This is a genomic window from Cryobacterium sandaracinum (genome assembly GCF_004403415.1).
Taxonomy (GTDB): Bacteria; Actinomycetota; Actinomycetes; order Actinomycetales; family Microbacteriaceae; genus Cryobacterium; species Cryobacterium sandaracinum.
In genome coordinates, this window is the sequence record NZ_SOGO01000016.1 from 89,134 (window position 1) to 111,527 (window position 22,394).

General features: G+C 63.0%; 17 protein-coding genes and 3 tRNA genes. 13 read left to right on the top strand and 7 right to left on the bottom strand.

The features are described 5' to 3' along the window. Positions 1 to 88: 88 nt before the first annotated feature. The 4 genes from E3T25_RS05110 to E3T25_RS05125 all read left to right on the top strand — a co-directional run bounded on the left by E3T25_RS05110 (position 89) and on the right by E3T25_RS05125 (position 1,433). Positions 89 to 161, top strand: a tRNA-Glu gene (locus E3T25_RS05110). An 86-nt stretch (positions 162 to 247) separates the two neighbouring features. Next, positions 248 to 321 (top strand) — tRNA-Asp (locus E3T25_RS05115). 67 nt (positions 322 to 388) lie between these two features. After that, positions 389 to 461 (top strand) — tRNA-Phe (locus tag E3T25_RS05120). A gap of 387 nt (positions 462 to 848) precedes the next feature. Beyond that, positions 849 to 1,433 (top strand): acyltransferase, encoded by a 585-nt coding sequence (locus E3T25_RS05125; protein ID WP_104102715.1) that lies wholly within the window; start codon positions 849 to 851, stop codon positions 1,431 to 1,433. A gap of 10 nt (positions 1,434 to 1,443) precedes the next feature. Here the strand turns inward: E3T25_RS05125 and ypfJ are convergent, their stop codons facing one another. Continuing rightward, positions 1,444 to 2,322, bottom strand: a complete 879-nt coding sequence (gene ypfJ, locus E3T25_RS05130; protein WP_134372747.1) for a KPN_02809 family neutral zinc metallopeptidase — start codon at positions 2,320 to 2,322, stop codon at positions 1,444 to 1,446. A gap of 405 nt (positions 2,323 to 2,727) precedes the next feature. Between ypfJ and E3T25_RS05135 the strand changes: the two genes are divergently transcribed. From E3T25_RS05135 to E3T25_RS05155, 5 genes are read left to right on the top strand one after another with little or no spacing between them, the layout of a single operon-like run. Then, on the top strand, positions 2,728 to 4,266 hold the full coding sequence (locus E3T25_RS05135) for a sugar transferase (protein ID WP_233191492.1): 1,539 nt from the start codon (positions 2,728 to 2,730) through the stop codon (positions 4,264 to 4,266). Between the two features lie 37 nt (positions 4,267 to 4,303). After that, on the top strand, positions 4,304 to 4,774 hold the full coding sequence (locus E3T25_RS05140) for an FAD synthase family protein (RefSeq protein WP_104102482.1): 471 nt from the start codon (positions 4,304 to 4,306) through the stop codon (positions 4,772 to 4,774). Between the two features lie 10 nt (positions 4,775 to 4,784). Beyond that, positions 4,785 to 5,909: a GDP-mannose 4,6-dehydratase gene (gene gmd / locus E3T25_RS05145; RefSeq protein ID WP_241976914.1), complete on the top strand. Its 1,125-nt coding sequence runs from the start codon at positions 4,785 to 4,787 to the stop codon at positions 5,907 to 5,909. Then, a complete protein-coding gene (gene fcl, locus E3T25_RS05150) occupies positions 5,906 to 6,883 on the top strand; it encodes a GDP-L-fucose synthase (protein WP_104102488.1) in 978 nt (325 codons plus the stop codon). The genes gmd and fcl overlap by 4 nt, the downstream gene beginning before the upstream one ends. Positions 6,884 to 6,891: 8 nt before the next feature. Next, entirely contained in the window at positions 6,892 to 8,193 is a 1,302-nt protein-coding gene (locus tag E3T25_RS05155) for a glycosyltransferase (protein ID WP_134343213.1), read from the top strand. Positions 8,194 to 8,225: 32 nt separating this feature from the next. On the opposite strand, the gene E3T25_RS05160 is transcribed toward E3T25_RS05155, so the two are convergent. Continuing rightward, entirely contained in the window at positions 8,226 to 9,716 is a 1,491-nt protein-coding gene (locus E3T25_RS05160; RefSeq protein ID WP_134372750.1) for a glycerophosphodiester phosphodiesterase, read from the bottom strand. Then, positions 9,717 to 13,790: a LamG-like jellyroll fold domain-containing protein gene (locus E3T25_RS05165; protein WP_134372753.1), complete on the bottom strand. Its 4,074-nt coding sequence runs from the start codon at positions 13,788 to 13,790 to the stop codon at positions 9,717 to 9,719. Positions 13,791 to 14,055: 265 nt separating this feature from the next. Here E3T25_RS05165 and E3T25_RS05170 point away from each other — a divergent pair, with 265 nt between their 5' ends. After that, positions 14,056 to 14,790: a CDP-alcohol phosphatidyltransferase family protein gene (locus tag E3T25_RS05170; protein WP_104102497.1), complete on the top strand. Its 735-nt coding sequence runs from the start codon at positions 14,056 to 14,058 to the stop codon at positions 14,788 to 14,790. Here E3T25_RS05170 and E3T25_RS05175 read toward each other — a convergent pair. Both E3T25_RS05175 and E3T25_RS05180 read right to left on the bottom strand, forming a co-directional pair. Further along, entirely contained in the window at positions 14,787 to 15,491 is a 705-nt protein-coding gene (locus tag E3T25_RS05175; protein WP_104102499.1) for an acyltransferase, read from the bottom strand. The genes E3T25_RS05170 and E3T25_RS05175 overlap by 4 nt on opposite strands. After that, a complete protein-coding gene (locus E3T25_RS05180; protein ID WP_134372756.1) occupies positions 15,488 to 16,741 on the bottom strand; it encodes a polysaccharide biosynthesis protein in 1,254 nt (417 codons plus the stop codon). Before E3T25_RS05180 ends, E3T25_RS05175 begins: the two co-directional genes overlap by 4 nt. Positions 16,742 to 16,912: 171 nt before the next feature. Between E3T25_RS05180 and E3T25_RS05185 the strand changes: the two genes are divergently transcribed. Next, positions 16,913 to 17,515, top strand: a complete 603-nt coding sequence (locus tag E3T25_RS05185; RefSeq protein WP_233191495.1) for an LbetaH domain-containing protein — start codon at positions 16,913 to 16,915, stop codon at positions 17,513 to 17,515. Then, positions 17,516 to 18,622 carry a glycosyltransferase gene (locus E3T25_RS05190; protein WP_134372759.1) on the top strand — a complete coding sequence of 369 codons (1,107 nt, stop codon included), beginning with the start codon at positions 17,516 to 17,518 and terminating at the stop codon, positions 18,620 to 18,622. Here E3T25_RS05190 and E3T25_RS05195 read toward each other — a convergent pair. Both E3T25_RS05195 and E3T25_RS05200 read right to left on the bottom strand, forming a co-directional pair. Continuing rightward, a complete protein-coding gene (locus E3T25_RS05195) occupies positions 18,561 to 19,970 on the bottom strand; it encodes a hypothetical protein (RefSeq protein ID WP_134372762.1) in 1,410 nt (469 codons plus the stop codon). The genes E3T25_RS05190 and E3T25_RS05195 overlap by 62 nt on opposite strands. Before the next feature lie 101 nt (positions 19,971 to 20,071). After that, positions 20,072 to 20,434, bottom strand: a complete 363-nt coding sequence (locus E3T25_RS05200) for a hypothetical protein (RefSeq protein ID WP_104102512.1) — start codon at positions 20,432 to 20,434, stop codon at positions 20,072 to 20,074. Between the two features lie 454 nt (positions 20,435 to 20,888). Between E3T25_RS05200 and E3T25_RS05205 the strand changes: the two genes are divergently transcribed. Further along, a complete protein-coding gene (locus E3T25_RS05205; RefSeq protein ID WP_166785950.1) occupies positions 20,889 to 22,343 on the top strand; it encodes a tyrosine-protein kinase domain-containing protein in 1,455 nt (484 codons plus the stop codon). The last annotated feature ends 51 nt before the right edge of the window (positions 22,344 to 22,394 follow it).

Consider the following 22,394-nt stretch of genomic DNA (forward strand, 5'->3'; position numbering starts at 1 on the left):
GAAGGAACACTTTTTGCTCTCGATTTGAGATTCCCGGGCGGTAGACCGTATGCTTATGCGTCGGAAGCCATGAGGTTTATGGCGTCTCGGCCCCATCGTTTAGCGGCCTAGGACGGCGCCCTTTCACGGCGTTAACACGGGTTCGAATCCCGTTGGGGCTACGCATCCTGCAGGTCTGGGATGTGCAAGAATAAGCAAGTACGAAAACAGCTAGACAAAGTTCGACTCTCGTTAGTTCTTCTTACGAGGCCCTGTAGCGCAGTTGGTTAGCGCGCCGCCCTGTCACGGCGGAGGTCGCCGGTTCAAGTCCGGTCAGGGTCGCACAGGCAACAAGCCCTTTCGACAGAGAGGGTTTTTTTCCTTGAAGCGGCTTCTCGAAGCCACTTCTGGCCCTGTAGCTCAGTTGGTAGAGCGTTCGACTGAAAATCGAAAGGTCACCGGATCGACGCCGGTCGGGGCCACTGAAGGTCATTCCCAGGCTTCTACTGGGGTGGCCTTCTTTTTTTTTTTGCCTCGCAGCCCGGTATCCGTAGGCCGCCCGGGGAAGACTCCGGCTCGCAGCGCGTTCACCTCCCGAACCAAGCCCCCCCCCCCCCCGAAGAGGTCCTAGTAGCTCGCGTCCGAACGGGGGTACATTCCGTGCTGTGACACGCTGAGAAAACGTCAGATTGTTCGCAGATGTCGTGCGAGGATTCCCGGCAGCGGCGCACGCGGCAACCACCGCGGCAGGACTTCTCCGACCTGTAACCCGAACTGCAGGGAATCACCGTGAATACGCTTCTTTATCGTCGATTCCTCCGCCCCCTCGCGGAGCACCCGACCCTTTTCCTGCCACCCGAGGGGCCGTGATGGGAGTCGCGGCGTCGGCCGAGATCGATCCAAGCGCCGTCATCGGCCCCGGTTGCACGATCCGCCCGCTCGTGCAGGTGCGCGAATACGCGCGGCTCGGCCCCGAGTGCGTTCTCGCCCGCGGCGCCTATATCGGACCCGGCGTCGTGGTTGGGCGGCACTGTACGATCCAGGACTACGCGGTCATCTACGAGCCTTCCCTATTGGAGGACGGGGTTTTCGTGGGCGCCGCGGCGGTCTTCACCAATGACACGCATCCTCGGGCCGTGAATCCCGACGGAACGCTCAGGGCCACCGACGACCGCGACCTCGTGGGGGTGACCGTGCGTACCGGCGCGTCGATCGGCGCCCACGCGGTCTGCATCGCCCCGCTCACGATCGGACGGTGGGCCATGGTGGCAGCCGGTGCGGTCGTCACCGAGAATGTCCCCGACTACGCCCTGGTGGTCGGCGTGCCGGCTCGGCGCACCGGCTGGGTCGGACGCAGCGGCCTGCCCCTGCGGGCCGAGGGAGACAACCGCTTTGTGTGTCCGGTCACCGGCGAAGATTACACCGAACACGACGGCATACTCACGCGCAACTGACCCGCCCGCTCTACAGCACCGCGTCGGCCGGCGCGAACGTGTCGCAGCTACCGGCGCCGTCGTCGAAGCCGGTCTGGAACCACCGCTGGCGCTGTTCGCTGGAGCCGTGGGTCCAGGCCTCCGGGTTGACCTGGCCCTGCATGGACTCCTGGATGCGGTCGTCGCCGATTGCGGATGCCGCACTGAGCGCATCTTGAATCTGTGCCGGGGTGATGGGCTTCAGGAAGGGCACTCCGCCGGTGTCGCGGGTGTCGGAGGCGGCCCCGGCCCAGGCGCCGGCGAAACAATCGGCCTGAAGTTCGACGCGCACCGCGTTGGAGCCGGCCCCGGTCTGTCCATCCTGGGAGGCCGCGAGGGTTCCATCGAGATTCTGGATGTGGTGGCCCCATTCGTGCGCCACGACGTACATTTCGGCGAGCGGGCCGCCCGACGAGCCAAAGCGGGTGCGCAGGTCGCCGAAGAACGCGGTGTCGATGTAGATGGTCGCATCCGGCGGGCAGTAGAATGGCCCGGTGGCGCTGGTGGCCCCGCCGCACCCGGTTCCGACGCTGTCGGTGAACAGCGCAACCGGCGGCCGCTGGTATTCGGCTCCGCGGGCGGGCAGCTCCTCAGCCCAGAATACGTCGAGAGACGCCGCCGCGCCCTTGATCCGGCACTCGACGTCTTCGTTCGCCTGGGCGCCGGTCGTGCACTCGGACAGATTCGACACGCTGCCGCTGTCGACGGGCTGCGTGCCGCCGCCGGCCAGGCTGCTCAGGTCGACACCCAGGAGCTGTGAGAGCAGAAAGAGGGCGATCGCACCCACGCCGCCGCCCACTGCGATTCCCGCGGTGCGGCCCCTTTTGCTGACCCGGCCGCCGCCGATGTTCGCGTTGTCGTTGAATGTCATGAGAAAAAGCTACCCGTCGAAGTGGTCCGCTGCCGCGATGATGGCGTCCGGGTTGTCGAGCTCGCTAATGGAACATTAGGTGCCCTGCGCACGATGTGCCCGCCCACCGAGATGAGTGAGCTCCGCCCGTCCCCCATTCGGGGTCCGAGCCGACTTGGGCGTTCGGGGGTATGGTCAGCTCGCAAGCAGTTGAAGATTTATCACTTGTTTGTTTGGTCGGGTTGTCTCGTTCCCTAGACAGGCTTTCCCGGGCGAATCCCATCCCGCTCTGTACACCCGAAATGCAGAGGATTCACGTGAAGACGTCCGCGACGTGTCGACCTATTCGTCGACCAATATTCACCGGCCCCACCCAGGCCGAGCGCCGAGCGCTCCACCGCCCCTTGCTGGCGGGGTGAGCAGACGGTGACGGACCCTCAACCGCGCCTGCCCTTCGCGGGGCGCCTTCCCACCGCCCAGCCGAAGCTCGCCCTGGTGCCGGCACCGGCGCTGAAGAACCCAGTCAGCGTCGACGCGAAGTCGTCCGGCCTGGTCTGGGCCAAACAGTTTCGGATGAAACTCCTGATGAGCGACGTGGGCATCGTCACGACCGCGGTCGCGACGGCCCTGATCGTCAGGTTCGGCGGTGAGGGTGCCCAAGCATCCGTCGGCGGATATCGGGCCGACTACTGGTTGGTCGCCCTGCTCATCATGCTCAGCTGGATCGCGACCCTGGGGGTCTTCCACACTCGGGACTCCCGCGTCATCGGGATCGGGGCCACCGAGTACAAACAGGTGATCAACGCGAGCGCGATCACGTTTGGCCTCCTCGCAATCGGTTTCCTGGCATTCCAGGTCGACGTCGCACGCGGCTTCTTCGTGCTCGCACTCCCCCTCGGCATGTGCGGCCTTGTGCTGGAACGCTGGCTCTGGCGCCGGTGGTTGCTGCGCCAGAGGCTTTTCGGCCACTACCTCGCGCGAGTCATCGTGGTCGGAAATCGAGCCGACGTCGAATACGTGGTCGGCCAGATTGAGAATGCCGGCGCCACCTACTACGTGGTGGGGGTGGCACTCGCGAGCGACTCGAAGTCCCCGGTGAAAACCGAAAGCCGAACGATTCCGGTGGTTTCCGACCCGGCACACGTCGCCATCGCGGCCGCCGATCTTGCCGTCGATACCGTGATCGTCGCCGGCCAGCCCAGCTGGGGGAGCGAGTACATCCGCACCCTCGGCTGGCAGTTGGAGGGGACATCCGCAGACCTGGTGCTGTCCAACCAACTCACGGATGTCGCCGGTCCGCGCATCCATTTCCGGCCGGTCGAAGGCTTGCCCCTGATCCACGTTGAGATCCCACAATTCGAGGGGACAAAGCACGTCCTCAAACGCTTCCTGGACATCGGCGTGTCCGGGATCGCACTCCTTGTCTTCTGGCCGCTCCTGGTGGCCATCGCGATTGCGGTGAAGCTCGACTCCCCGGGTCCCGTCCTCTTCCACCAGGAGCGGTGCGGGCGCAATGAGCGCACCTTTCAAATGGTCAAATTCCGCTCCATGGTGCAGACGGCCGAGGACGACCTGGCAGGCCTGCTCGATCAGAACGAGGCATCCGGAGCGCTCTTCAAGATTCGCAATGATCCGCGCATCACCCGGGTGGGACGTGTGCTCCGCAAGTACTCGCTCGACGAGCTTCCCCAGCTCTGGAACATCCTGGTCGGGAACATGAGCCTCGTGGGTCCGCGACCGCCGCTTCCGGTGGAGGTCGAAGCCTACGAGATCCACGTGCACCGGCGTCTATATATCAAGCCGGGTCTGACGGGGATGTGGCAGATCAACGGCCGGTCGAATCTGAGCTGGGAGGACAGCGTGCGGCTCGACCTCTACTACGTCGAGAACTGGTCGCTGGCCGGTGACCTGATCATCATCTGGCGCACCTTCAAAACCGTCATGCGCCCGGTGGGTGCGTACTGATGAAGAATGCGAAAAACCGATCAACGGAGGAATCACCGTGACAAGGACAGTCGGCTACGCTGGCGGGGCTTTCGACCTCTTCCACATCGGTCACCTCAACATCCTTAGAAACGCGAAGAGCCAATGCGACTATTTGATCGCCGGCGTGATGTCTGACGAGATGCTCCTGGTGACCAAGGGTTCACTACCCGTCGTGCCGTTGGCCGAGAGGCTTGAGATCGTTCGCCACATCGCCTTTGTCAATGAAGCGGTAGCTGAAATCGCCGACAACAAGATGGATACCTGGCGCTCTCTTCGCTTTGACGTCTATTTCAAAGGCGACGACTGGAAGGGCACCGAGAAAGGTCGCCGTCTTGAGCGCCAATTCGCCGAGGTGGGCGTAGAAGTCATCTTTTTCCCGTACACCATCTCGACCTCGAGCACGGCCCTTCGCCTTGCGCTGACGGCCATGTCCACCAACGCGCCCGACAACCAACCGGTTCATGACTTCAGCAACAGCGAGCGATAGGACAACCATGATTCCGAAACGGGCACTCATCACCGGTGTAACCGGCCAGGACGGCTCCTACCTGGCCGAGTTCCTCCTGTCGATGGGCTACGAGGTGCACGGACTCAAACGCCGCTCATCGCAGCTCAACACACAGCGAATCGATCACATTTATCAGGATCCGCACGAGCGCAACGCGCGCTTCTTCCTCCATTTCGGGGATCTCTCCGACTCATCGAACCTCACCCGCATCATTCAGGAGGTGCAGCCGGACGAGATCTACAACCTGGGTGCACAATCCCATGTGGCCGTGAGCTTCGAAATGCCCGAATACACCGCTGACATCGATGCCCTAGGCACCCTGCGCCTGCTTGAGGCGGTGCGATTGCTGGGAATGACGGACCGGGTGAGGTTCTACCAGGCCTCGACATCTGAACTGTACGGACTGGTCAGGGAGACACCCCAGAGTGAGATCACGCCCTTCCATCCCCGTTCTCCGTATGCGGTCGCCAAGCTGTACGCCTACTGGATGACCGTGAATTACCGAGAGTCTTACGGGATGTACGCCTGCAACGGGATTCTTTTCAATCACGAATCCCCGCGTCGCGGTGAGACGTTCGTGACTAGGAAAATCACTCGGGCCCTCGCTAACATCGCCCAGGGTCTCGAGTCCGGCCTGTTCCTCGGAAACCTAAACTCTCTCCGCGACTGGGGCCATGCACGCGACTACGTTCGGCTCCAATGGATGATGCTCCAGCAGGACGCACCGGAAGACTTCGTGATCGCCACGGGAGTCCAATATTCTGTGCGCGAATTCGTCGAATGGTCGGCGAGCGAGCTCGGCATCACCTTGAGATTCGAGGGTGAGGGCCTGAATGAGATCGGCATCGTCGACAGCGTCGTCGGAGAACTCTCCCCTGCCGTTCGCCCGGGAGACGTCATCGTGCGAGTCGATCCCCGGTACTTCAGGCCAGCCGAAGTCGACACTCTGCTCGGCGACTCGACACGCGCGCGCCTGAAGCTTGGCTGGCTGCCGGAGATCAGCGTGCGGGAGATGTGCGCGGAGATGGTCGCCTCCGACCTGATGATCGCGCAGAAAACCGCCCTCCTGAAAAGTCACGGTTTTCCCTCCCTCGTGTCCCTGGAAAGCTGGTGAACCGCAACACCGGCGCTGCTGTCTACGTCGCGGGACACAACGGGATGGTGGGCTCGGCGATCGTGCGCAGACTCACGTCGTTGGGTTACGTCAACATCGTGACCGCCAGTCATTCGGAACTCGACCTCGTCGACCAGCGAGCCGTTCGGGCCTTCTTCGAGGGCAATCACATCGATCAGGCCTATCTCGCTGCCGCGAAAGTCGGCGGGATTGAAGCCAACGACTCCTCGCCGGCGGATTTCATCTACGACAACCTCCTGATCGAGGCCAACATCATCAAGTCCGCGCACGACTTCGGCGTTCCGAGGCTCCTATTCCTCGGCTCGTCCTGCATCTATCCCAAGTTTGCCCACCAACCGATGGCCGAAGACGCGCTCCTGACCGGCACGCTCGAAGCCACCAACGAACCGTACGCCATCGCCAAGATCGCCGGAATCAAACTGTGCGAGAGCTTCAATCGCCAGTACGGGCGGGACTACCGAAGCGTGATGCCCACGAATCTCTATGGTCCCGGAGACAACTATCACGCATCCTTCAGCCATGTCATCCCCGGTTTACTCAGGCGTTTCCACGACGCACGAGAAGGCGGGGAGGATAAGGTCGTCATCTGGGGCAGCGGCAGCCCGCGACGGGAATTCCTTCATGTAGACGATATGGCGGCGGCCAGCGTGCACATCATGGAACTGGACCGGGAGGTGTACCAGGCCAGCACTACGCCGATGCTGTCGCACGTCAACGTCGGGACCGGCTCTGACTGCAGCATCAACGACCTGGCATCGGCGGTCGCCAAAGTCACCCGCTTCACCGGCCGTCTGACCTTCGACAACAGCAAGCCCGATGGTGCTCCTCGCAAGTTGATGGACGTTACCCGCATCCAGGCGCTGGGCTGGAAGCCGACGATCGATCTCGAGGACGGCCTCGAAGACGCTTACGCCTGGTTTGTTTCCCATCAAGCAGATTTTCGCGGGCGGTGAGCGGGCAGATGAGGGTCACCATCATTGGACTCAACTATTCCCCCGAGCCGACCGGCATCGCCGTCTACACCGCTGGGCTCTCGGAAGCACTGGCCGCGACCGGTCACCCGGTCACTGTGATCACCGGCAATCCGCATTACCCGCAATGGCGGATCTACGACGGCTACGACGGCCACAACCGCGTACACGGGCGCGAGCATGCGCACGAAAGAATCAGAGGTGTCAATGTCACCAGGGCCCCTCACGGTGTGCCGTCGAAACCGCGCCTGTGGAACCGCCTGGGTATGGAACTCAGCTTCGGGATTCGGGCAGTGTTCAGCAAGTGGGACAAGCCCGACGTCGCCGTGCTGGTTACACCAGCCTTATTCTCCGTGGGCGCGGCAATGCTGCGCGCGCGCCTGGTCCATACCAACACCTGTATTTGGGTGCAGGACATTTATAGCCTCGGAGTGTCCGAGAGTGGAACAGGGGGCCGCCTGGCCACCTGGTTGCTCCGCGGGATCGAGCGGTCCATCCTCCGCAGTGCGAACACAGTCGTCGTGATCCACGAGCGGTTCAAGCGCTATCTGGTTGAGGAGCTGGCCATCGACGCCGACTCCGTAGAGGTCATTCGCAATTGGTGTCACACCGACTACCCGAACGGCCACCGTCGGGAAGATGTGCGCACCACTCGAGGCTGGAAATCGGATGATATCGTCGTTCTCCACGCGGGGAACATGGGTGCCAAACAGGCTCTCGAGAACGTTGTCCACGCTTCAGAGATCGCAGAGAAGCGGGGATCGAGAGTGAGATTCGTTCTCCTCGGCGACGGAAACAAGCGGCATCAACTCGAAGCCATGGGCGGAAACCGCCGTCTCGAATTCATCGATCCCCTACCCGAAGAAGCGTTCCAGGCGACCCTCTCAGCCGCAGACATCCTGCTCGTCAATGAGCGGCCTGGCTTGACGGAAATGTGCGTACCGAGCAAACTCACGACGTACTTCAACACGGGGTTACCCGTCATCGCGGCAACTGATGAATCCAGTGTCACCGCCGATGAGCTGGCGTTGGCCGGCGGCGGAATCAGAATCAACGCCGCGGTCCCCGGCGACCTTGTGGACGCGGCCGAGATGCTCGGTGGCGATGCGGAGTCTTCGGCCGCGTACGGGGCGGCCGGGCGGAAGTTCTCGGCCGACTTCCTGTCCTCAGACGCTGCAATCGGCCGGATTCGGCGAATTCTGGAGAAGGGAGCCGTTGACGGCGGTGTCGAGAGAAATCGGTTGGCGAGGCCGATTCTGACCGGGGCGACGGATGCAATCGAACCGAAGTGAAGCGGAAATGGACAGCCCGGAACGAATGGACATCAACTGACGAGGATTGACCTGAATTCGACCGGCGGTCCATCCTGGTAGTTCTTGCATAGCCAGAAATAGCCTCCCCGGTAGCTCGCATCATCGATGTCCATCGACCAGCCGTCACCGTCAAGTCGCAGGATCCGAATACTGTTTGCGAGGACTTCGATCTGGAGACGCACCCACTCCGAAGCCCGTGGTGGGGCGGTCAGCACCGCTCTCAATCGCGTGCCCTCGGTCGTCCCCGCGACCCGGCTGAATAATTCAAGGGAGCCGTTCGCCCGGAGAATCATGTGGTACCCGGACACATCGCTGGCCACCCTGACTCGGTAAGGGCGGTCGTCGGCGGCACCGAAGGCGAGCCCGGCGTGCTGCTCCTCCCTTGGAAGCGATTCCGGCCAACGGAGCTCGCACGTGATCCGGTATGATCCGGGACCCACCGGGCACATTGAGCCCATCAAGTAGCTCTGCACGTCCCGGTGGTCCAGTGCCACGGATGCGGCGCCCGCGTCGATCAGGGGCTGCACCAGAGTGCCCTCGTCAATGGTCCAGGGCAGGTCGCCGGCGGCCCGCAGCCCGGTTCCGAAGGCGTCACCCTGACTCCCAGCGGTCGTCCCGGTCACGTAGGGCAGATTAGAGCACATCATCCCGGCCACGCCGAGGTCGCTCATCCGGTCACGCATCGAGCGATAGTGCACCTCCCACGCGATAACCGGTTTGCCGAAGCCCACCAACACGGCCACCTGCACATCCGTCGCCCTGTGTGACACCCCGAGCAAATCGAAACGAGGCGCGAGTTCATTTGCACGCTCGAAAAGTTCCGGAGTGAAGTATCCCCAGGTTGTGTAACCGTGCCCGTCGACCAGTGTGTATTGCGTTGCACCTGCCCATTGTTTCCAGACGAAATGCTCCGTGGAGTGCGAGTAGCTGTCCATGACCTTGAGCAGGGCTTCCGTATTCGTGCCTTGCTTGTCTTCGAGAAAGATCACGTGCGTTGTGGCGAAGGCATCCAGTACGTCGGCGAGCAACGGCAGCGGCTCCCGTTCTGCCGCAGGGCCGAGCCAGGCTCTCGCGTCGCTGCGAAGTTGCGACAGTTCCTCCCAGGTGACTTCCGCGATCGGGAGGTCGACACCCGTCATCCGCTTGGTCGTCAGATCGTGATGGCACACCAACACGCCGTCTGAGGTGGCGCTGACCGAGACTTCGATCGCTTTGGCCCCGCTGTCGATCACGCGGCTGTACGAATCGAAGCTGTGCTCGACCCAGTTGTCTCCGGAGCCACGGTGAGCTATGTAGAACGGTGTCGTTCCGAGGAGATCTCCGATTGCATATCGTGCCGCAGCAGTCGGGAGTACGGAGACCGGGGGAGCGGGCGTGGCTTGGCAAGCCGACAGCAGCAGTGTTGAGGCGCCGGCCAGGAGGAACTGTCTTCGGTTTATTGGCGGCAGGAACGGAGCGCGGCTGATGTCAGCCGTGCTCTGCACGTCGGTACCGCTGGACATTCAGCTCGCTGTGTAGGTCAGGGTGAGCAGCGGGCGATAGGTGACGTTGGTGCTGTTGGTCGACCACAGCCGGAGGTTGTCCGGGCCGGCACTGACCAGCGCGACGGACACCGTAGAACCAGAGAGAGCGCTCAGCTGCCCCGCATCGAGCGGGACCGAGTAAGCCGTGTTCGTCGCCGATGCGCCGGTGAGACTCCCCAGATCCGCTCCCAGACCGGTGGGTCGGTTGTTCCAGTTCACCGTGCCCTCTGTCCAATTCCCACTCAGCAGCTTAAATGTCTGGGCATCCACCGAGGCGGCGGTCGAGTCGGTCGAGGTTCGAATCCGCAGGGTCGCCCCGCTGAGCACAGTGCCCACCGGCGCAGCCGGGACTGCAAACTTTAGGTACGACTCGATCAGCGACGTGCCCGCCCCCCGGGACGACAACTGGTTACTGGACCCGAAGTTGGTCGTGGGAAGCACCTGGTACGTCGTCGAGTCTTCGCTGGCACCGGTCGTAAGGACCACCGGTCCCACAGGGGCAGCCTGAACCGTCGCCTCCGCGGCACCAGAGGCGGCACTCACATTGCCGGCGGCATCACGCGCCACCACCTTGTAGAAGTAAACCCCCGCAGCCAGACCGGGATCCGAATACGACGCACCCGAGACATCCGCGATCTTGCTTGACGCATCAGCGACGAGCTCGGCCGTAGTCCCTCGGTACACCGAGTAACCCGTCACCGTGACATTGTCTGTCGACGCCGTCCAGGCCACCGAAACCGCACTCCCCGACACCGACGCCGTCAGACCAGTCGGAACGCTTGGTGCGACAGTGTCGGGGGTCGCCACCGTCGCGGGAACCGACGCGGAAGCCGGACTGGCGTTGCCTCTGGCGTCGTAGGCGATCACGACGTAATGATACGTACCGTCGGCGAGCCCAGGATCCGTATAGGACGAAGCTGTCACGTCGGCGATCTTGTTGGTGGCGTCAGCGACGAAGCCGGATGCAGACCCGCGGTGCACCGCGTAGCCGGTGACGCCGACATTGTCTGTTGACGGAATCCAGGCCAACGCGACGGAGCCGTTTGAGACGGTTGACGTCAGGCCGGAGGGAGCGCTCGGCGCCATGACGTCGGGAGCGGTGTTGGAGCCCAGCTCATAGTGAGCCGCGACGGCCGCCGCGCTCAGGGCCGACGGATAGACCGCCATCTCGTCGAGCGTGCCCGCAAAGTAGGGACTCGCGGGCTGCGAGGGCCAGCTGTTGAGGTTGCCACCACCGGCACGCCAGTAGCCGTCAAACGCCTGGTTGAAGTTGGTAGGGTTCGAGCCGACCTCTGTGCCATCCAGGTAGAGCTTCATCCCATCGGGTCCCTGCGTGCCCACTACGTGATGCCAGGCGTTGTTGTTGAATCCCGCCGGCGATTCGATGAGTTGGAAGCCCCCGACGTACACGCCGAAGATGATGCTCCCGGAATTGGTCATGTAGATCTGCTTGTCGTAATTCGAACCCTGCCCGGTCGCGACGTTCTCAAAGCCGACGATCTTCCCGCCGGATGTCGTGTCCGTCTTGAACCAAGCTTCCGTGGAGAACTGGGCAACCGATGAGCGTGCGGTCTTGGTCGCAATGCCGCCGTCCTGAGTTCCGCTGGTCTGCACGGCAGTCCCGACCTTGATCGCCTTCGGCTGCTGCAGCTGGACTGCAGCGCCGTAATCTCCTTCGCTCTGGGCGTCGGACGATGAGTCTTTCGCCGTGCTTCCAGAGGTTTCGTCGAGGCGCCAGTACACATCAGGCTCGTCCGTGTAGATCCTGGCTCCATACGCGTCTGTCGGGGTCGGCGGAACGGCGAGGGTTCCCCCAGCGAGAGTGTAGTGCTGGGCGATCTGCGCGGCGCTCAGGGCGGATGCATAGACCGCGGTGTCGTCTATCTGGCCGCCGAAGAAAGCGCTAGACGGCTGGCTGGGCCAGCCATTCAGGTTGTCGCCACCGACATGCCAGTTACCGCTGTATTGCTGGCTGGTGCTGGTGGCGTTCTGGCCCACCCGGACGCCGTCCACGAACAACTTCATTCCGGACCCGCTCTGGGTTGCCACGATGTGGTGCCACTTATCATCATTGTACGACGAGGCCGTCTTGATCGTTTCGGTGCGACCGATGTAGACACCGAAGGTCAGGCGACCCTGGTTATCCATGTAGATGTGTTTATCGTAATTCCCGCTCAGGTTCGTGTTGCCAGTCCCGGTGCTCGGCCGACCATCCCCGAATCCGATGATCTTCCCCCCTTGGGTGGATGTCGTCTTGATCCAGGTTTCGATCGAGTAAGTGGTGGGTGCCGGTTTCTGCTGGTCGCTCCAGATGTAGCCATCAGTCCCATTGAACGTAGCGGAGGTGTTGGTGTCACCGACGATCGCGCCAGGCGCCCGGTAGGTGACGCCGTTCTTGTATAGGCCGTTCAGGCCGGTGACCGTCGCACCGGACTTGTCCTGTGCCCAGGGACCGGAAACCTCATCCAGACGCCAATACAGCCTGGCTCCGTCCTGGATCACCTGAGTGGGATAGTCAACCCCCTTGGTGACGGCGCGGGCTGCTACTGACGCCGACAGCGGACTGGTGTTGACCCCGTCATTCGCCGTCACCCGGTAGGTGTAATTCGTGCCCGCGGCGACATTCGTGTCAACGACGGTCACCTGGGGACGGGTCCACCACAGGGAACTGGCAGAGCCGGTCCAGATTGGGGTCGCTCCGCCGTTCCGGTAGACGTTGTACGTCAAGGCACTGTCGTCAGGGTCGACCACGGTGCGGAAGCGAATCTGATTGGCGCCCGAAGTGAGCGCCTCGGCTGCAACGACCGGGGTGGGCGGCGCACCGACGTCATCCGGACCGAAGCGTGTGAGTCCCTGTTGGACGACGCCGTTGATGACAGTGAACTCACCGCCGTACCAGAGGTACTTCTTTCCCGTTGTGGCGCCGGTGGCAATGGTGAGAGCACGCGGGCCGATTCCTTCGCCCGTACCGTCATTGGAAGTCGGGAACCAGCCCAGCAAAGCCGCGTCCGAGGTGTTCTGTGCCATCAAAAACATCCGTCTCCCGTCAGGAAAGGCGTTGTTCGATGAGCAGTCGTGCGCGTGACTCGCGGAATACAGGGTGCCCTGGTATTCGAGCACCGCCTGCGTTGCGCCCAGGCAGTTGTCCCGCCAAGTCTGGTCGAGTGTGCTCCAATTGACGGCGAAGCGACCGTCGAAGACTCCGCCCCCCGTTCCTTCGTTGCCCCCGTAGAACGCCGTGCCGTCCGACCACAGGGTCTTGGTCACCGAGGTACGCGGGATGAAGCCGAGGGGGTAATTACGCACGTTTGCGCCGGTGGTCGCATCGACGACCGCGATGGAGTGGGAATCCTGGTCATTGACCGTGAAAAAGTCCCCACCGATGGCTACCCTGCTGCGGTCGGGAGAGACGGCCACGGCCCGCCCGACAGTGTCAGCCGCCGGGGCCCAGGGCAGAAGCGCGCCCGACGTCGCGTCCACCGCTGCAAAGCGCTTGCGCGCCTGGCCGCCGACGGTCTGGAACTCCCCAGCCAGGTACAGGGTGGACGAGGTGGCAGCCATGCCGCGGACGAGGGAAGACACCCCCGCCACCCGGAACGGCTTGACGGTGCAGGCGACCGGGTCGATCGCGGCTACCCGCGCGGCGTTCACCCCGCCGACGGAGGAGAAATTGCCCCCGATGTAGATGGTGTTGCCGTCGGGTGAGGCAACCACCGACCGCACGGTCGGCGTGGCCCCATTAAGGGTCATGGCGAACTGACAGCTGTCAGGGGCTCCTGTCTCCGCGTTGAAAATCGCAAGCGTTCCCTGGTTCCTCGGCACTCCCGCACCGCCGCTGGGCGGCCTGATCTGAGAAAATGTTCCGCCCGCCACGACTTTTCCGTGCACCGTTCCGACTCCGTAGACAACGCCGTTCGTCTGCCAGGTCGACAGGTTGTCCGCACTGAAGGCGACGCCGCCGGAGAGCGCCGACGCCGGTTGTGGCACGGGACTCGCTATGACGAGTCCGGCCACGACAGCCACGGTCGTGAAAATTGCGGCAAGCTTACGCATAGCTACCTATCCCTCGGGTGAACAGCCTCATCGCCGAAAAGCTCTGATGACCGCGAATGAACTATGGAATCCAGCCTCACGCGGCCTTGGAGCGCTTTGGGTAAGAAAGCATTGCTCACGTTTAGCGAAAAGTGGGATCGGCGGAAACGTACGCCCTGTGCGCCACACCCGCAATGCCCCGGAGGAGTGACGTCCGACGAGGGGCTAACATGTGCCGAGGACGGGGCACGCTGCCCACGCTCAATCAATCCGAGGATGGCCCGTGATGACACAGTTTCGTGAAGCTCACGCACAGCTTGCGAGTGCGCAGAAGGCACAGACCGGGGTGTCGCTGTACACGCGATACGTCAATCGACCGTTGGGGCGCGTGCTGGCCTCGGTGTGTTTTGGGCTCAGGATGACGCCCAATCAGGTGACCGGGCTGTCGGCCCTTGCGACCGGGGCGGGTCTTGTTCTCCTGGTCAGCGGAGAACCAAGCCCGATCCGAGCCGTCGGCGTTGCGGTCCTCCTCGTTCTCGGCTTTGCGCTGGATTCGGCAGACGGTCAGGTCGCGCGCCTGACCGGCCGCGGTTCCCCCGCTGGCGAGTGGCTCGACCACGTCGTGGACGCCGGCAAGATCGTCGCCGTCCACGCAGCGATCCTCATCACGGCGTACCGCTTCTGGTCCACGGAGCCGATCTGGTATCTCGTGCCCCTCGCATTCCAGGTCGTGTCCGTTGTCACCTTCGTGGGTGGCCTGCTGACTGAGCTGCTCCTGCGCCGTTCAGCCAACGCAACCTCCACGACCTCGGCCATCGGCGAGGGCGGGGCTCGTCGCCCCTCGAGAGCCAGGGCCATTGCTCTGCTGCCGGCCGACTACGGGATCCTCTCGCTCAGCTTCATCCTCACTGGCTGGCCCGGTGCTTTCGTGGTGGTCTACAGCCTTCTCTTGGCCGCCAACGCGCTGATCATGGCGTTACTGCTCGGCAAATGGTTCCGGGCACTGTCTGCCCGCGGCTAAAGCGCGTCTTCCACCGTTTCTCCCGTAGCCGGGATGAAGACCCGACTGGTTCCCGTGGTCGAACGCTCGAACCACTCACCGTCGATCGGCCCGCGGAGCGCGGCCGGAACACCCGCCCATAGTCCGGGCAACCCGCCCGATCTCGCACGGGCGAGCACCGATCCTCCCGCCAGGACCGACCGATCCGGCAAGATAGCGCCGCCGAAGAGCAGACAGCGCGCTCCGACGAAACTCCGGGCTCCAATTCGCACCGGATATGCCGCCTGAGCATTTCGTCGAACGTCGATGCTGTGCGTCACAATCTTGGTTTCGTGCCCGGCGACACTGGAGTACTCGCCGATCACTATGGAGCCGGAGCAATCGAACTGATGCCGGCTCGTAATTTTTGAATGAGGCCCCATTTCCAGTGCCGCGCCGTCCGGGTAGAGCCGCTTGTACACGGGGTGGGATGAAAAAACGTTCAAGCGGCCGATGGTTGCGTGATCACCGATTGACACCCGGCGCATGTTCTTGAGCAGGTTCCATCGGCCTATCCGGCTGTTCGCTCCCATCGAGACCTGTGTGACCCGAAGGACGAGACAGGATCGCGCCATTGCGGTCGGATGAATGTCGTGGCCGATCGAGCGAAGGAGCCGGTTCTTAGCCGTGCTCGCCGGCAGCGCCCAAGCCAGCGCCCTCATCGCGTCTTTGATCTGACTCAAGAGCCGCTCACCCCGATTTCCGGAACCATTGTCACGTCGAGCGCATCCTCGCTGTGCTGGGCGATTGCGCGGCGCATGCCCATGAGTTCAAGCAGAAGCCTGAGCGAAAGCCCAGCGAAGATACCACAGAGCGCCCCCTCTGCCCCCCAGGACACGGCTCCGATCGCGACGCAGGGTAGACCGACCAGAGTTCCGATGGCCGTCGCCCCGGTCACCACATCGAGTCTGCGCAATGCCGCCAGGCAGGCCTTGCTGACGACCGCCTCGATCAGGCTCACTCCGGTGATCAGCGCCATCAGTATCAAGGTGACAAAGGACGGTTTGATCTGGCCGCCGCCGAGCCAACGCACCAGTTCCGGGGCTACGGCCAGCATGAGACCGGCGAGCGCAACCGCGAACACCACGGCGGCGACCAGCCCCGTCCTGACTCGGCGGACGAGGTCCTGCCTTCGAGCTTTGGGCACCCAGCCCTGGAGGATCGTGACGAATGGGCCGAGTCCCACGATCACCTGGCGCTGCACCTTCTCGACAACGGCGTAAACCGGCTGCGCGCCCGGGGCGATCAACGACACAATGACAATCGGGGTCGAGGTATACAGCGAGGAAAGCACGGTCGAGGTGACACCCAGCCGCTGCGAAGAAAGCACCATCCCTATCCGCCTGCGCGGAAGCGACCGGAGTCGACGGAGTCTCCACGGTTGCAGGATCCATATGGTTGAGGCCACGAATGCCGTCACCATACCGATCAGCTGCCAGAGCACACCCACGAGAGCACTCGACCCGTGAGTCATGTAGAAAATGCCGATGCCGGTCCCGAGAACCCGCGGGACGGTTTCGAAAACCAAGAGTCGGTACGGTTGCATGAGACCGACGAACCACCAGTTCGCGGTCAGTCCCACGGTCGCCGTGGACAGGGCACCGACTCCGGCGAAGATGGCGTAGTCGCGACCGACACCCCAGGCCACCGAAAAAACAAGAAGGCCGACGGGCACAATGATCAGCAGCTTGCAGATAACCGACTCCGCATATGCGGTGAGTCGCATGTTCGCGTCTGCCCTCGCCACGGAGGCCGGCCCGGAGAGACCCCAGCCGTAAGCCACGATAACCGCACCCACGCCGCCGATGGACTGGCCTGCCGCAATCATTCCCCACGCTGCCGCGCCGCTTGCCATGACCATTGAGGGGATGACCGCAAGCGAGACGACAGCCAGGAGCACCATCGAAATCGAGTATCCGACGATGGTGTTCATGCTGGCGCGAACGCGCCTCAGCCGTCTACCCCTCGGCGCACCTGCCTTCATCGGACCCTCATCTCGCCTGCCCACGCTCAGTTCGACGGGGTTGCATGCGAACAAGCTAGCAGCAACATGGTTCAACGGGATATCTAGCCGCTGATCGGTTGTCTGCGTACACTGACCGTCATGTCAGTCAGCGACGCGAGACCACCGATGGCCCAACCGTCAGGTCTCCCTCGCCGGAACCTGGCCGGATTCTCCGGCGCAGGCTACGAACGGGGGCGGAATTCGCTCTGGCAGATCGCCTGGCTTCTCCTCTCCGGACTCGTTGTTGTCCGGTGGTGGTGCCCGCCCCGTCTCCGCGTGGCGCTCCTTCGGCTTTTCGGCGCCACGATCGGTGACAATGTTTTGATCCGCCATCGCGTGCGCATCCACTGGCCATGGAAACTGGTCGTCGGTGACAACTCGTGGATCGGTGAAGAGGTCTGGATTCTGAATCTCGAGCCGGTGATCATTGGCAGTGACGTGTGCATTTCCCAGGGTGTCATGCTGTGCACGGGCAGCCATGACCGCACCTCGCAGACATTCGAATTCGACAATGCGCCGATTATCGTGGAAGACGGCGCCTGGATCGCGGCCAGGGCAACAGTTCTCCGAGGAAGCCGGATCGGCCACGACAGCGTTATCGGCGCGACGGCTCTCGTCTCCGGGACCGTGCCCGCCCGGGCACTTCTGCGAGCTCCGCGCGCGGAACGACCAGCACTCTCTCAGGACCGGGACCAGACCTGAATGCGTGTGCTCTCCATCGTGACGCTCGTCAGTCCCAACGGTGAGTATGGAGGTCCCGTTCGCGTCGCGTTGAACCAGGCCAAAGCCCTCCGTGAAGCAGGCCACGACGTAGTGGTAGCCGGCGGCGCCCGCGGATTCGGCGAAGCGGCCCCCCATGAATTCGACGGGGTGCCGCTCCGTCTGTTCCCCGCCCGAACGATCATCCCAGGTATCGGTTTCGCCGGCCTGTGCGCACCCGCCCTGCAGCACTGGCTCAAGCAGGCCGCGCGCTCGTTCGACGTTGTGCACATTCATGCCGCCCGTGACCTCGTCACGCTCCCTGCGGCGCGCTGGTTGCGCAAGGCCGGGATACCGTACGTGGTGCAGACTCACGGAATGATCGACCCTTCAGACAGTCCATTGGCGATTCCTCTGGACGCGTTCGTCACCCGACCGGCTCTGAGGGGGGCGAAGGTGGTGTTCTACCTCACCGACCAGGAACGGAATGATCTCAGTGCCGTTGCGGGCACGGCGCTCAATCTGAAGCATCTCGCCAATGGCGTACCGGCGCCGGGGAGCGCGAACGGTCCCGCTGCGGGCACGGAAGTTCTCTATCTAGCCCGACTCGCCCGCCGGAAACGCCCGCAGCTCTTCGTGAAAATGGCGCTCGCACTCGCTGATGAATTCCCGACGGTGTCGTTCACCCTGGTCGGTCCCGATGAGGGAGAGGGGCCAGCGGTACAGCGCCTCATCGACGCGGCCGATAGTAAAGGCATACTGTCCTGGGAGGGACCCCTGGCCCCGGGTGCAACCAACGAACGGTTGTCGCGGGCCGCCGTATACGTTCTGCCTTCCATCGATGAACCGTATCCGATGTCAGTTCTCGAAGCCATGTCACTCGGCGTGCCGGTGGTCATCACGGATAGCTGCGGACTCGCTCCGGCGGTCACTGAGATCGGATGCGGAATTGTGGTGGATGACACTCTCGAGGCTCTCGTCGGCGCCGTTGCAACGGTTCTACGCGACGACGTTCTGACTCACAGCATGGGCCGCGCCGGCGCGCTGGCTAGCCGGAACCGGTTCGGGATGCAGGCGATCGCTGAAGCTCTGGCCACTTCGTACCGCTGAGCGAGTCACTTCCGGGGGGCCTGCCCGACTGTCGGACGAAAAGCAGACACGCCAACGCGACCGCCACCACTCCCGTCGCCTGGAGCAGTGAACCGCGCAAGAGAATTGTCATATAGACCGGAAAGATCGCGCCGACAATGGCCCAATAGCCCGCGGCATTGAACGCGGGGAGAAGTCGACTGTCCATGACACGCAGGGAGTAGCCCAGCAGGAGAAAACCCACGATAAGGACGCCGATACCTCCATTGACCAGGAATTCCGCCCAGAGCGGGGCAGAGAGGTTCTGAAAACTGTAGCCGCGATATTGGGCGAGCAGAATTCCCGTGTCCACAGGCTTGTCCGGCCAGACGCCTCGGGGCACCCAGAAGAGAACACTGCCGAGCGCCTGGCGCCCCGGCTCAATCAGCCCGTCAAGACCGTACGAAAATGCGTTGGCGACTTGCCAGAATGCGTCATAGTCAGGGTTCCCCTCGTACTCCCCGAAGAAACCGTTGCGCACCAAGTTGACTTCCGGGCGCCGGAAGGCATCCGCCAGAGGGAACAGAAAAATCAATCCGACGAGTGCTGCAGTCAGGGTCGCTCGAACACGCGCGACGGTGAGCAGGGCTCCCGCGAAAACGGCGAGGGCGAAGAGGACAGTGCCCAGGCTGTAGCGTGCGCTGCTGACCGGATTCACGACGGTGAGAAGGAGTGCAATCCCGACAACGATCAGGCCGCGATAGGCCATCGACAGCGGCCCCGTCGTCCTCCGCCTCAGCTGCACGAGCGCACCGATGCCCACCAACAACGGATAGATAGCACCGGCGTACATGATCGAGCGCACCGCGGGGTCCGTCCACGCCGCTGAACGCGCGGCAAAGGCTTGATCCCTGCTACCGAAAAGCGATCCCGCACCGACCCTGGAGATGAAATACAAGCTGAGTACGATGCCCGCGCCGACGAGCACCAGGGTCGGCCAGGTTCGCACCTGGGTCACCACCCGAACGGGGGCACTCCCCCGTTCTCGAATCCCGGTCGTCAGCTTGCTGCGCTCATGCCCGTAGGCACCCAATCGCCCGATTTCATAGCAGGCGACGCCGAGACAGACCAAGGCGGCCGTGGGGAGCTCGAGCGACTCGTCGATACCTTGCGTCGTCCGCGAGATGAGACCACTTCGGATCTGGACGGTTGGAGCAATCCCCATGAAGACGTAGACGAACATCCAGAAGAAGAAGTCGAACAGCATCGGACGGCCGACAACGATGATGAGGGCGAGTCGCAGACCCGCCCACACGACGAGGATCAGAGTCAGAATCCACGCCTGTCCTCTGCCGACGTCTGGCACCTGTACCAGGAGAGCCAGCGGCACGACAGCGGCAAGGATTGCACCGAGAACGGTGACCCCGAGGACGGTGCGAAAAGTCGTTGCCGACCCCGACGTCCCGACGGTTGCGCCGGGTCCAGGTTCCGTCACGAAAGCGCAGTTTTCACACGAACTGCAATTGCGGCATGACCTGCTTCGTTCACACTGACACCGTCACTTGCGACCATCGATGGATCGAGAACATTCGGTTCGAGCAGACTAACGTACGTGGCGCCGACGCGCGCCGCGGCGGCGCGAACCTCACTGTCCAATTCGGCTGCCCGACTATCGTCCATACCGTTGAGCGCCGCCGGGCCGACTACGACCAGAGTAGCATCGGGCACTCCGACGCGCAGGGCGGCAAGTGCGGCATTGATGGTTGCCACTGCTTCAGGCAGATCCACATTCGTGCCGGCCCGCTCCGCCGCCACCACGACGACGGAGGGATTCAGGCCGACGGTCTTGGCCACCAAGTCCTGGTAGCTCGGACACGTCGAGGGCCCACAGGTTCCGGGTGTGACTCCAAACGCGATGTCACCTTCTTTTGTCGCGAGATTGACCTCTTGCCAGCCCTTGTCTGCAGCGAGCCCAGTCGACCAACGGGTGGCCTGGCCGCTGACTCCGGCTCCCGAGGTTGATGCCCCACCGAGGAACACGGCCGTAGGAGCACGTGGAACGGCGGTGATGGTGGGGTATGGGTCTTTCGGCGCTCCTGCGTCTTCCGTGCCGACCGGTTGCAGCGCGAGGAGTGCAAGCCCGATGGCACCCACGAAAAGCACGGCGACGACGAGAAATTTCCACCACCGAGGCCGCATGAGACGTCGGGCTATCATGTGCTCATAGTGGCACGCATATGCCCCCCCTACGTGGGTCGCTGTGATAATGAGGTTCTTGATAGAGTCTCAGTATTGGCTGGTCAATCCGGTGCCGCTCGACACGGTGAAGGGCGAACGCGTGGATCAACGTGGATTCTGGAACCTCTTGCGATCTCGATGGGTTGCGCTCGTCACATTCACCATTCTTGGCGTCATCGCCGCTTCGGTTTACGTGCTGACCACCGAGCCTGAGTACTCCGCGGAAGCGGAGTTATTCGTTTCGGCAATCGGTAGCGATAGCACCAGTGACCTCGCGCAGGGCAGCAATTATTCACAACAGCAGGCCCGCAATTACAGCATCATGGCGACCCGCCAGATCGTCTTGGACCCTGTGATAACCGCGCTTGGATTGAAAACCACTGTCGGTGAACTTGGTGATCGGGTATCTGCCTCGGTGCCACTGAACACGTCTCTCATTTCGATCGCTGTCACGGATACCTCGCCGGACCGCGCCGCCGCCACTGCCGACGCGGTGGCGACGAGTCTGGTCAATACGGTGATCCGTCTGGTCCCGAAAAGGAGCGACGGCACTACACCACTACGCCTCGAGTCCGTGCAGAGTGCGACGACACCCACCGCGCCTTCCGCCCCCAGCCCGTCGATCGCACTGGCATCCGGATTGCTGGGCGGCTTCGTTGCCGGGCTCGGCTTCATTCTCCTGCGGGAGCTGACGAGCGCAAAAGTGAGAACCGCGGAACAGCTCAGGCAGTTCGGTCTGACACTTCTCGGGACGATTGTGTACGACCGCGGGAGTGTCAACAACCCGCTGGTCCCGCAACGAGGCTTCAGCCCCATTCGGGCCGAGGAATTCAAGCAGGTCAGAACGAACCTGCATTTCCTCCAGGCGAATGAGCGCCACAAGGTGTTCGTCGTCACCTCGTCCATTCCCGGCGAAGGAAAATCCGTCACGGCGGCGAACCTCGCCATCACACTCGCGGCCTCCGGCAGCCTGGTGTGTCTGGTCGAAGCGGACCTGCGGAGACCGTCCCTGGCCGACTATTTCGGCCTCGAGGGATCGGTCGGTCTTTCGACTATTCTGGCCCACGACGCCGACGTGGATGATGTCCTCCAACCCTGGGGGCCGGACGGCCTCCAGATCCTGTTGTCAGGGCAGGTTCCCCCGAACCCGAGCGAACTGCTTTCCTCCACACACGCCCAACAGGTTTTCGCCTCGCTGCGCGACCGGTTCAACGTCGTCGTCATCGACTGCCCGCCTCTCCTGCCCGTGACTGACGCAGCTATCCTCGGAAGGTATTTCGGCGGGGCAGTTCTCGTCGTCGGGTCGGGAAAGGTCGAAACGCGGGAACTCCGGAAAGCCGTCGAGAGCCTCAAAACGGCAGGGACTCCGGTGCTCGGCGCGATCCTGAACCTGGCACCCGCTCGGCTTCTCGGTCGAAATCGAGGCAGGTATTACATGCCGCACACGGCGGCGGAGCAGGAGCCGTCACGTCAGGAACAACCCGTCCGCAGCCACGAGGAAGAAGTCGCACTCCGCAAACGGTAGCGATGTCACACGATCTACTCGACACAAAAGGGTGCTGCCGACCCGCAGGCA

Coding starts and splice junctions, on each gene's coding strand:
- E3T25_RS05185 (WP_233191495.1), top strand. CDS start 16,913: ATGTCAGTCAGCGACGCGAGACCACCGATGGCCCAACCGTCAGGTCTC.
- E3T25_RS05155 (WP_134343213.1), top strand. CDS start 6,892: ATGAGGGTCACCATCATTGGACTCAACTATTCCCCCGAGCCGACCGGC.
- E3T25_RS05170 (WP_104102497.1), top strand. CDS start 14,056: ATGACACAGTTTCGTGAAGCTCACGCACAGCTTGCGAGTGCGCAGAAG.
- E3T25_RS05125 (WP_104102715.1), top strand. CDS start 849: ATGGGAGTCGCGGCGTCGGCCGAGATCGATCCAAGCGCCGTCATCGGC.
- E3T25_RS05165 (WP_134372753.1), bottom strand. CDS start 13,790: ATGCGTAAGCTTGCCGCAATTTTCACGACCGTGGCTGTCGTGGCCGGA.
- E3T25_RS05190 (WP_134372759.1), top strand. CDS start 17,516: ATGCGTGTGCTCTCCATCGTGACGCTCGTCAGTCCCAACGGTGAGTAT.
- E3T25_RS05160 (WP_134372750.1), bottom strand. CDS start 9,716: ATGTCCAGCGGTACCGACGTGCAGAGCACGGCTGACATCAGCCGCGCT.
- ypfJ (WP_134372747.1), bottom strand. CDS start 2,322: ATGACATTCAACGACAACGCGAACATCGGCGGCGGCCGGGTCAGCAAA.
- E3T25_RS05180 (WP_134372756.1), bottom strand. CDS start 16,741: ATGAACACCATCGTCGGATACTCGATTTCGATGGTGCTCCTGGCTGTC.